This is a genomic window from Actinomadura sp. HBU206391, from assembly GCF_014323665.1.
GTDB lineage: Bacteria > Actinomycetota > Actinomycetes > Streptosporangiales > Streptosporangiaceae > Actinomadura_C.
Map to the genome: position 1 here is coordinate 1 of NZ_JABVEB010000202.1, position 9,662 is coordinate 9,662.

Sequence of the window (9,662 nt, forward strand, 5' to 3'; positions counted from 1 at the left end):
CCGGAGCCGGAACGATCCGCGGCGGCGGCGTCGCACGTGCGGCTTGCGCCGTCTCGGGCGGGGCCACGCTCGTGACCAGCGTGCTCGCCGTGGCGACGACGACGGCGGTGAGCATCCGCGTGCCAGGACGAACGGACCCTCGGCCAGGGATCCACCGGCGCGCTGTCGCAATCACGCTTTTGATCGCCATGCATTTGATCGAACAGAGTTTACGAAAAGCCGTCAAGGGGGCTAAGGCGTCCGCGCCGCCGGCCGACCGATGGGCTCTCGCCACTTCGGTCGGCCGGCGTCGTCCGTCAGATCTCGGCCAGTGCGCGCCGAGGGTTCTCGACGCAGTCGGCGACGAACCGCAGGAACGCCGCTGCGGGACCGCCGTCGCAGACACGGTGGTCGAAGGCGAGTGAGAGCTGAACGATCTTGCGGACGGCGAGTTCGCCGTCCACCGCCCATGGGCGGTCGATGATCCGGCCGATTCCCAGAATGGCGGCCTCGGGATGGTTGATGATCGCCGCCGAGCCGTCGACGCCGAAGACGCCGTAGTTGTTGAGGGTGAAGGTGCCCCCGGTGAGCTCCGCGACGCTCAGGCCGCCGGCGCGGGCCGCGGCGGTGAGACGTTCGATCTCATGGTGGAGCTCACGGGCGCTGAGCCGGTGTGCCTTGTGGACGACGGGTACGAACAGGCCGCTGTCGGTCTGCGTGGCGATGCCGAGATTGACGCCGTCGAACTGGACGATCTCTCCCGCGTCCAGGTCGACGCGGCTGTTCAGCTCGGGGTGGCGGGCCAGCCCGGCGAGCACGAAGCGCGCGAAGAGCGCCAGCAGGCCGACGGGATCGTCCGGATTCGCGTCGTTGATCTCTCTTCTGGCCTGGACGAGGGCGGTGGCGTCGACGTCCACCCACGTCGTCGCCTCGGGGATCTCCCGGCGGCTACGCGTGAACGCCTCCGCGGCCGAGCGCCGCATGCCCCGCAGAGCGATCCGGTCACGTACCGGGAGAGGCCCGGAAATCGTCGCCGGCGGAGCGACCGTGCCGTGGTCGGAAGCCGATGCCGACAGGGTGGAAGGCGGTTCGCCGGGAGCCGGCCCGGCTTTGGCGATGGCCTTCTGCACATCCGCACGTGTGATGACGCCGCCGACCGCACTGCCGGTCAGCGTCGTGAGGTCCACCTTGTGCTCCCGCGCCAGGCGCCGGACGACCGGTGAGATGACGAGCGGGCGAGTGGCGGTCGTCGATCCGTTGCCTCGCGCCGTACGGGAGCGGCGGCTCTTACGGCGGCGGCGCCCGCTCTCGGCCGTGCCGTATCCGACGAGGACATTGCCGGAGCCGGCCCGCTCCTCCTCCACATAGCGACGAGCCTCAGGGCCTAGAGCAGCCTGGTCGGCCGCCGCGCCCGGGTCGTCATCGATGACGATGAGAGGCGCTCCGACGGCGACGACCGCGCCCTCGGCCGCGTGCAGTGCCGTGACGACACCGCCGAAGGGCGACGGCACCTCGACGGTGGCCTTCGCGGTCTCGACCTCGACGATGGGCTGGTCGACGGCGACGGTGTCGCCGGTGGCGACGAGCCACCGTACGACCTCGGCCTCGGTGAGCCCTTCACCGAGATCGGGCAGGGTGAACTCCTGGGCGGTCACGCGTCCTCCCACTGCAGGCTCGCCACCGCGTCGAGCACGCGGTCGGCGTTGGGGAGGTGGTGGTGTTCGAGCTTGGGCGGCGGGTAGGGCACGTCGAGACCGCTGACCCTCCGTACGGGCGCCTCCAGCGCGTGGAAGCAGCGTTCGCCGACGCGGGCCGCGATCTCGGCGGAGACGCCGGCGAACCCGTGCGCCTCGGCGACGACCACCGCGCGGCCCGTCTTCATGACGCTGGCCGTGACGGTCTCATCGTCGAACGGCACGATCGTCCGGAGGTCGACGACCTCCAGGCTCCAGCCCTCCTCGACGGCGGCCTCCGCCGCCTCCATCGCGACCGGCACCGAGGGGCCGTAGGCGATCAGTGTGGCGTCGCTCCCCTCCCTGCGCACGACCGCCCGCCCGAAGGGCTGCGTCCGGGTGAGACGTGGCACCTCCTCCTTTCCCCAGTACAGCCGTTTGGGTTCGAGGAAGACGACCGGATCGGGGTACTCGATCGCCTCTCGCAGCAGGCTGTAGGCGTCCGCGACGGTCGCCGGGGTAACGACGGTCAGGCCCGGAGTGTGCGCGTAGTACGCCTCGGAGGAGTCGCTGTGGTGTTCGACACCGCCGATTCCCCCGGCATAGGGAACTCGGATGACCATCGGCAGTGCGATCGCGCCGCGGGTGCGGTTGCGCATCTTGGCGACGTGGCTGACGATCTGCTCGAAGGCCGGGAAGGCGAAGGCGTCGAACTGCATCTCCACCACCGGGCGCAATCCGTTCATCGCCATGCCCACGGCCATGCCGACGATGCCCGACTCCGCCAGCGGGGTGTCGAAACAACGCTGTTCGCCGAACTTGGCGGTCAGTCCGTCGGTGACGCGGAACACCCCTCCCAGCGCACCGACATCCTCACCGAAGACGACGACATTCGGATCCTCGGTGAGCGCGTCGCCGAGCGCGGCGTTGAGCGCCTGTGCCATCGATATCTCGGCCATCTCAGGACTCCTCGGCGAGATCTGCCAGTTCGGCGCGCAGAAGTCCGGCCTGCTCGGTCAACTGGGGCGTCGGGGTGGCGTAGACATGTGCGAACAGCTCATCCGGCCCCGGCGGCACCTGCCCGGAGATGCGTTCACGCAGGTCGGCGGCGTTCCGCTCCGCCTCTTCGGCGAGCTCGGCGATGCGCGCGTCGTCGAGCAGGTCCGCCTGCCGCAGATAGGTGGTCAATCTGCTGACCGGGTCCCGCTCCCGCCAGGCCGTCACCTCCTCTTCGGTCCGGTAACGCGAGGCGTCGTCGGCGTTGGTGTGCGCTTCCATGCGGTAGGTGTGCGCCTCCACCAGCGTCGGCCCACCGCCCGACCGGGCCCGTTCGGCGGCATGGGTGACGACCGAGAGCACCGCGGCGACGTCGTTGCCGTCCACGCCCACCCCGGGAATGCCGTAACCCACCCCCTTGTGCGCGAGGGACGGCGCGACCGTCTGGCGCGCCAGCGGCACCGAGATGGCGTACTGGTTGTTCTGAACGAAGAAGACGACGGGGGCCTGGAAGACCGCGGCGAAGTTCAACGCCTCGTGGAAATCGCCCTCGCTGGTCGCGCCGTCTCCGAGGAACGCCAGTACCGCCGTGTCCTCGCCCTTGGCCTTCGCGGCGTAGGCGACGCCGACGGCGTGCAGTGCCTGGGTGGCCAGCGGCGTGCATTGCGGTGCCGTGCGGTGGGCCATCGGGTCGTACCCGCAGTGCCAGTCGCCGCGTAGCAGCGTCAGAACCTCCACCGGGTCGATGCCGCGGGTGACCAGCGCGACGCTGTCCCGGTACGTGGGGAAGATCCAGTCCGTCGGGGAGAGCGCGAGTACGGCACCGACCTCACTCGCCTCCTGGCCGTGCGAGGACGGATAGACCGCCAGGCGTCCCTGCTTGACCAGGCTCGTGGCCTGCTGATCGAATCGCCGGCCGAGCACCAGCGCCCGATAGGCGGACAACAGCACCTCCGGGGCCGGCAGGGCGTACTCCCCGCCCCTCCGTCGGGTGAGCCTGCCCCGCTGGTCGATGAGACGAACAGGTTCCCGCGCGGGGAGCAGTTCCGTACTGAACTTAGCGGCCACGACCGCCCTCCTCTTTCCGGTCATATGTCCGCTACCATCCAGTTTCTGCCGCAACCTGTCCAGAAGTGGGCGGATTTCCAAGACGATGTGATCATTCAAGGCAGGAGAGGTGGTCAGATGGCAGGATCTGCCGGTCCGGGGAGGCGATCGGCGAGACAGCTGGCTCCCGCGCTGGACGACATCGACCAGCGGATCGTCGCCGAGTTGTCGCAGGACGGACGCCTGTCGATCCGCACGCTGGCCGAACGTCTGAACATCTCTCGCGCGAATGCGTACAGCCGTCTCGACCGGCTGGTCCGCGACAAGATCATCCGTGGCTTCAGCGCCCGCCTGGACCCGGCCAAGGTCGGCCTGAGCATCTCGGCGTATCTCACGTTGACGGTCGAGCAGAACTCCTGGCGGGAGGTCCGCGACCGGTTAAGACGGCTACCCGCGATACACCACTTCGCCTTCACCGGTGGCGAGTTCGATGTCATCGCGCTGGTCCGCGTGCCCGACCAGACCAGTCTGCGCCACCTCGTCTTCGACGAGCTCCACTCGATTCCGGGCGTCCGGAGCACCCACACGCTGCTCATCTTCGACGAGTGGCCCGATGACGTGCTCTCGGGCGGCTGACCACGGTCAGGACCGGCGAGTGACCCGCCGCCGCCCGGGGCGGCGCCCTTCCTCAGGCATCGAAGTCGATCTTGACCTGGTCCGACGTCGGAGTCGACTGGCACGTCAGGATGAAGCCGGAGTCGATCTCGCGCGGGTCGAGCGCGAAGTTGCGCCGCATGTCGACCTGGCCGTCGACCAGCCTGGCCCGGCAGGTTCCGCAGACGCCGCCCTTGCAGGCGAACGGCAGATCAGGGCGTACCTGCTGTGCGGCGTCCAGGATCGTCGCGTCCCTGGGCTGTGCGGTGGTGGTGGACCGGCCGTCCAGGACGATGGTGACCTCGCTGCCGGGCCCGGACGGCACCTGCTCCTCACGGCGTTGTGGCGGGGGCGGGGCGTCCTCGACGTAGAACAGCTCCCGGTGGATGCGTTCGCGCGGCACTTCCAGCTCGGCGAGCACGTCCTGTGCGTCGGTGACCATCCCGAAGGGACCGCACAGCCACCAGTGGTCCACGTCGTCGACGGGGAGCAGTACGGGCAGCAGTGTCCGCAGCTTGGCCGCGTCCAGCCGGCCGGTGAACAGTTCCGCCTCGCGCGGTTCACGGGACAGCACGTGCGCCAACTCGAGCCGGGAGGCATGGGCGTCCTTCAGGTCGGCGAGTTCGTCGGCGAACATCACGGTGCTGCTGCGGCGATTGCCGTACAGGACGGTGACCCGGCTCAGCGGGTCCGCCAGGACCGAGGCGGCGATCGAAAGGACGGGCGTGATGCCCGATCCGGCGGCGATCAGCACATGATGGGCGGCCTGCCGAAGATCGGGAGTGAAGGAACCGGAGGGGGGCAGCGCATCGACGAGGTCGCCGGGACGGATCTCGTGCACCAGCCAGGACGACAGCAAGCCGCCGGTGACCTCGCGGACGCCGATGCGAAGGGCCGCGCCGGCCGGTGCGCAGATCGAGTAGGACCGCCGTTCCTCCCGGCCGTCGACGACACGGCGGAGCGTGAGGAACTGGCCGGGGCGGAAGGCGTACCGCTCCGCGACCTCGTCCGGGACGGCGAAGGTGACCGCCACCGCGTCCGCGCACAGCCGCTCGACATCGGACACGCGCAGCGCGTGGAACCCACCGTGCCGTCGCGAGCCGCTCACCGCCTCCACGCCGTCGATGATGGTCACGGGTCAGATCTCCTTGAGATGTTCGAACGGTTCGTCGCAGCCGAGACAGCGGTGCAGTGACCTGCAGGCGGTGGCGCCGAATCGCGACAGTTCACGGGTGTCGGCGGAGCCACAGCGCGGGCAGCGCACCCTGCGGCGGGTCGGCCCCAGGTCGAGCGGCACCGGACCGGCGGTCCGGTGCACGGCCGGTCCAGGGGGCGCGATCCCGGCCTCGGCGAGCTTGCGCCGCCCGGACTCGCTGATCCAGTCGGTGGTCCAGGGCGGGTCCAGCACCGTCCGCACCTCGACCTGGTCGATGCCCGCCCGACGCAGACGGGCCCGCAGGTCGTCGCGCATGGCGTCGAGCGCCGGGCAACCGGTGTAGGTGGGTGTGAGAGACACCACCACCCGCCCGTCCGGGTCGGTCTCCACATCCCGCAGGACGCCCAGCTCCGCCAGAGTGAGCATGGGCAGTTCCGGATCGGTCACCGTCTCGGCGATCGCCCGGGCGTCCGGCGGAGCGGCCGCGTTCACCATGTCCCCCCGGGGTGCGCACGGGCCACGCTCTGCAACTGCGTCAACAGGCCGCTCATCGCCTCCGAATGCACGCCATGGCGCCCGGACCGTTCGGACGGCTCCGCATCCGACGGGTCCGGCCGGCGCAGCGTGGCGGCCGCCAGCACCCTGTCGAGCACGTCGTCGAACTCGGCACGAACCGCGGCCGGGTCGACGCCGACGCCCGCATCGGCCATCCGGCGCTCGATCTCGTGTGTGCGGAACAGCTCGCCGGTCAGCGGCCAGACCGCCTCCATCGCCTCCTGCATCCTCCGGTGGGAGAGATCGGTGCCATCGCCGAGTCTGACCGTCCAGAGCGCGGCGTGCTCCCGGTGGTAGGCGACCTCCTTGACCCCCTTGGCGGCGATGGCGGCGAGCACGGGGTCTCGCGACGAGGCGAGGTGGTCCAGCAGCGCCAGCCGCCAGGTGGCGAACATCAGCAGCCGCGCGATGGAGAACGCGAAGTCGCCGTTCGGCGCCTCGACGAGCCGTACGTTGCGGAACTGCGCCTCGTCCCGGAAGAACGCGAGGTCGTCTTCGCTCCGGCCGGCGCCCTCGGCCCTTCCCGAGCGCGTCAAGAGCAGCCTCGCCTGACCGAGCAGGTCCAGTGCGATGTTGGCGAGCGCGACCTCTTCTTCGAGCTCGGGCGCGTTCGCGCACCACTCCTGGAGCCGGTGCGACATGACGAGCGCGTCGTCGCCGAGCATCAGGCAGTAGGTCGCCAGATCGGCCGATTCGATCCCCGCCGGCACGGCCGTGTCGATCCCCGCGAGCGGATCATGGAAACCGGTGCCGAACGCCCAGCGCACGTCGTTGTCCGTGGTGATCGCTTCCAGCGCATTGTCGAATGCCATCAATGCCTCATATGTGCGGAATGTGATCAGGGATCTCGTAGAACGTCGGGTGGCGGTAGACCTTGTCACCGCTCGGCGCGAAGAACGGGTCCTTCTCGTCCGGACTGGACGCGGTGATGTCGCGGGACTCCACCACCCAGATGCTGACTCCCTCGTTGCGCCGGGTGTACAGATCCCGGGCGTTGCGCAACGCCATCTCGGCGTCGGGGGCGCGCAGGGAGCCGACGTGCACGTGGTTCAGGCCGCGCTTGCCCCGGACGAAGACCTCGTACAGGTGCCATTCCGGCCGGACGCGGCCGGTCTTGACCTCGTCCGGAACGGCCGCGCCCTTCTCGTCGCCGGCCTTGGAATCGCTCATGCGGCCTCCTCCTCCCGCTCCGACCGCTTGGCCGCGTAGGCCGCAGCCGCCTCCCGCACCCAGGCGCCGTCCTCGTGGGCGGCCCGGCGCACCGCGATCCGCTCGGCGTTGCAAGGGCCGTCACCGCTGATGACGCGCTTCAACTCGGCCCAGTCCACCTCGCCGAAGTCGTGGTGACCGCGTTCGGCGTTCCAGCGCAGGTCGGGGTCCGGGAGCGTGACCCCGAGCGCCTCGGCCTGCGGAACGCTCATGTCGACGAACCGTTGCCGGAGCTCGTCGTTGCTGTGCCGCTTGATCCTCCAGGCCATGGACTGAGCGCTGTTGGGCGATTGGTCGTCCGGTGGTCCGAACATCATCAGCGACGGCCACCACCAGCGGTCCACGGCGTCCTGCACCATCGCACGCTGGCTCGCGGATCCGCCCATCATGGTCATCAGCAGCTCGTAACCCTGCCGCTGGTGGAAGGACTCCTCCTTGCAGATCCGGACCATCGCCCGTCCGTAGGGCCCGTAAGAGCTGCGGCACAGCGGCACCTGGTTACAGATCGCCGCGCCGTCCACGAGCCAGCCGATCACCCCGACGTCGGCGAAGCTCAGCGTCGGGTAGTTGAAGATCGATGAGTACTTCTGCCGGCCGGAGATGAGCATGTCCGTCAGGTCCGCCCGGTCGGCTCCGAGTGTCTCGGCGGCCGAGTACAGGTAAAGCCCGTGGCCCGCCTCGTCCTGGACCTTGGCCAGCAGGATCGCCTTGCGCCGCAGTGAAGGAGCGCGGGTGATCCACGCGCCTTCGGGCTGCATCCCGATGATCTCCGAATGCGCGTGCTGAGCGATCTGCCGGATCATCGTCTTCCGGTAGCGCTCCGGCATCCAGTCGCGCGACTCGATCCGCTGCTCACGCTCGATCGTCCGATCGAAGTGCCGTTCCAGCTCGTCGGCTCCGAGCGGTTCGTCCGGCCTGGACATGATCACACCACCCCTACTCACCGGAGGGCCGCTTGGCCACGAGGGTCAGCACGTCGTACTTCGCGACGACGGCGCCGTCCTGCTTGGTGACCTCGGTGTCCCACCGCACCTCGCCGTAGTCCGCGCCCTCGCGAGGCGTGATCTGCTTGGCGGTGAGGGTCACGGTCAACTCGTCGCCCGGGAAGGTCGGGGCCAGGAACCGCAGGTTCTCCAGGCCGTAGTTGGCCAGCACCGGGCCGGGCTCCGGTGAGACGAACAGGCCGGCCGCGAACGAGAGCACCAGGTAGCCGTGGGCGACCCGGCCGCCGAAGAACGGGTTGGCCCTCGCCGCCTCCTCGTCCATATGGGCGTAGAAGGTGTCCCCCGTGAAGTCCGCGAAGTGCTCGACGTCCTCCAGGGTCACCGTGCGCGGGCCGGCGACGACCGTATCGCCCACCTCGAGTTCTTCCAGGTTCTTGCGGAACGGGTGAGGGGTCGACACCGTACGAGCGCCGCCGGGCACCCACTGCCCGGTGAGCGCGGAGAGCATGGACGGGCCCGCCTGCACCGCGGTGCGCTGCATGTGATGCAGCACTCCGCGCACGCCCCCCATCTCCTCGCCGCCGCCGGCCCGGCCGGGGCCGCCATGGACGAGGCCCGGCAGCGGCGACCCGTGCCCGGTGGACTCCTTGGCGTCCTCGGCGTTCAGTACCAGCAACCGGCCGTGCCACGGCGCGACGCCGAACACGACCTGGCGGGCGAAGTCCGGATCCGCGGTGACCACCGAGCCGACCAGGCTGCCCTGGCCACGCGCCGCCAGGGCGATGACCTGATCGGTGGACTCGTACGGCAGCAGCGTGCTGACCGGCCCGAACGCCTCGACCTCATGTGGTTCCGCGCGCTCGGCATCGTCGGCGCGCAGCAGGATCGGAGACAGGAACGCCCCGAGCTCCGGGTCCGCGTCGACCACCGTCACCTTCTCGGGGTCGCCGAACACGATCCGGCCGGCGCCCAGAAGCTTCTTCAGGTTACGGCGGACCTCTTCGCGCTGCTCGAGGCCGGCGAGGGCGCCCATGCGCACCGCCGGGTTGGCGGGGTTGCCGATCGTGATCCGCGCCAGCCGGTCGCTCACCGCCTGGGCGACGTCGTCGACCAGGCCGGTCGGGACGAACGCGCGGCGGATCGCCGTGCACTTCTGGCCCGCCTTCGCCGTCATCTCGACGACCAGTTGCTTTGCGAACAGGTCGAACTCCGGCGTTCCCGGGCGGGCGTCCGGGCCGAGGATCGAGCAGTTCAGCGAATCGGCCTCGGCGTTGAAGCGCACGGAGCGACCGATCACGGTCGGATGGACGCGCAGGCGCTGCGCGGTGATGGCCGATCCGGTGAACGCCACCAGATCCTGTTCGGTGAGATGGTCGAGCAGGTCACCGACACCGCCGCAGACGAACTGCACGCTCCCCTCGGGCAGGAGGCCCGACTCGATGATCAGCT

The 9,662-nt window shown here is 69.8% G+C and carries 10 protein-coding genes; 1 reads left to right on the top strand and 9 read right to left on the bottom strand.

Translation table 11 applies throughout. The annotated features are described in order from the left end of the window. Positions 1–296: 296 nt before the first annotated feature. From HKK72_RS30885 to pdhA, 3 genes are read right to left on the bottom strand one after another with little or no spacing between them, the layout of a single operon-like run. Positions 297–1,634: a dihydrolipoamide acetyltransferase family protein gene (locus HKK72_RS30885; protein WP_187237968.1), complete on the bottom strand. Its 1,338-nt coding sequence runs from the start codon at positions 1,632–1,634 to the stop codon at positions 297–299. Further along, positions 1,631–2,611: an alpha-ketoacid dehydrogenase subunit beta gene (locus HKK72_RS30890; RefSeq protein ID WP_187237969.1), complete on the bottom strand. Its 981-nt coding sequence runs from the start codon at positions 2,609–2,611 to the stop codon at positions 1,631–1,633. Before HKK72_RS30890 ends, HKK72_RS30885 begins: the two co-directional genes overlap by 4 nt. Before the next feature lies 1 nt (position 2,612). Continuing rightward, a complete protein-coding gene (gene pdhA, locus HKK72_RS30895) occupies positions 2,613–3,716 on the bottom strand; it encodes a pyruvate dehydrogenase (acetyl-transferring) E1 component subunit alpha (protein ID WP_315987536.1) in 1,104 nt (367 codons plus the stop codon). A 117-nt stretch (positions 3,717–3,833) separates the two neighbouring features. Between pdhA and HKK72_RS30900 the strand changes: the two genes are divergently transcribed. Beyond that, positions 3,834–4,331: an Lrp/AsnC family transcriptional regulator gene (locus tag HKK72_RS30900; protein WP_187237971.1), complete on the top strand. Its 498-nt coding sequence runs from the start codon at positions 3,834–3,836 to the stop codon at positions 4,329–4,331. A gap of 52 nt (positions 4,332–4,383) precedes the next feature. Here HKK72_RS30900 and paaE read toward each other — a convergent pair whose 3' ends face one another. The 6 genes from paaE to paaZ form a co-directional block, all read right to left on the bottom strand. After that, entirely contained in the window at positions 4,384–5,484 is a 1,101-nt protein-coding gene (gene paaE / locus HKK72_RS30905) for a 1,2-phenylacetyl-CoA epoxidase subunit PaaE (RefSeq protein WP_410050359.1), read from the bottom strand. A 3-nt stretch (positions 5,485–5,487) separates the two neighbouring features. Beyond that, a complete protein-coding gene (gene paaD, locus HKK72_RS30910) occupies positions 5,488–6,000 on the bottom strand; it encodes a 1,2-phenylacetyl-CoA epoxidase subunit PaaD (RefSeq protein ID WP_187237972.1) in 513 nt (170 codons plus the stop codon). Further along, positions 5,994–6,872 carry a 1,2-phenylacetyl-CoA epoxidase subunit PaaC gene (gene paaC, locus HKK72_RS30915; RefSeq protein ID WP_187237973.1) on the bottom strand — a complete coding sequence of 293 codons (879 nt, stop codon included), beginning with the start codon at positions 6,870–6,872 and terminating at the stop codon, positions 5,994–5,996. Before paaC ends, paaD begins: the two co-directional genes overlap by 7 nt. Positions 6,873–6,879: 7 nt before the next feature. Then, positions 6,880–7,230 (bottom strand): 1,2-phenylacetyl-CoA epoxidase subunit PaaB, encoded by a 351-nt coding sequence (gene paaB, locus HKK72_RS30920; RefSeq protein ID WP_187237974.1) that lies wholly within the window; start codon positions 7,228–7,230, stop codon positions 6,880–6,882. Beyond that, on the bottom strand, positions 7,227–8,192 hold the full coding sequence (paaA, locus tag HKK72_RS30925; RefSeq protein ID WP_187237975.1) for a 1,2-phenylacetyl-CoA epoxidase subunit PaaA: 966 nt from the start codon (positions 8,190–8,192) through the stop codon (positions 7,227–7,229). Before paaA ends, paaB begins: the two co-directional genes overlap by 4 nt. 13 nt (positions 8,193–8,205) lie before the next feature. Further along, on the bottom strand, positions 8,206–9,662 hold a 1,457-nt coding region (paaZ, locus tag HKK72_RS30930), incomplete at its 5' end, for a phenylacetic acid degradation bifunctional protein PaaZ (RefSeq protein ID WP_187237976.1).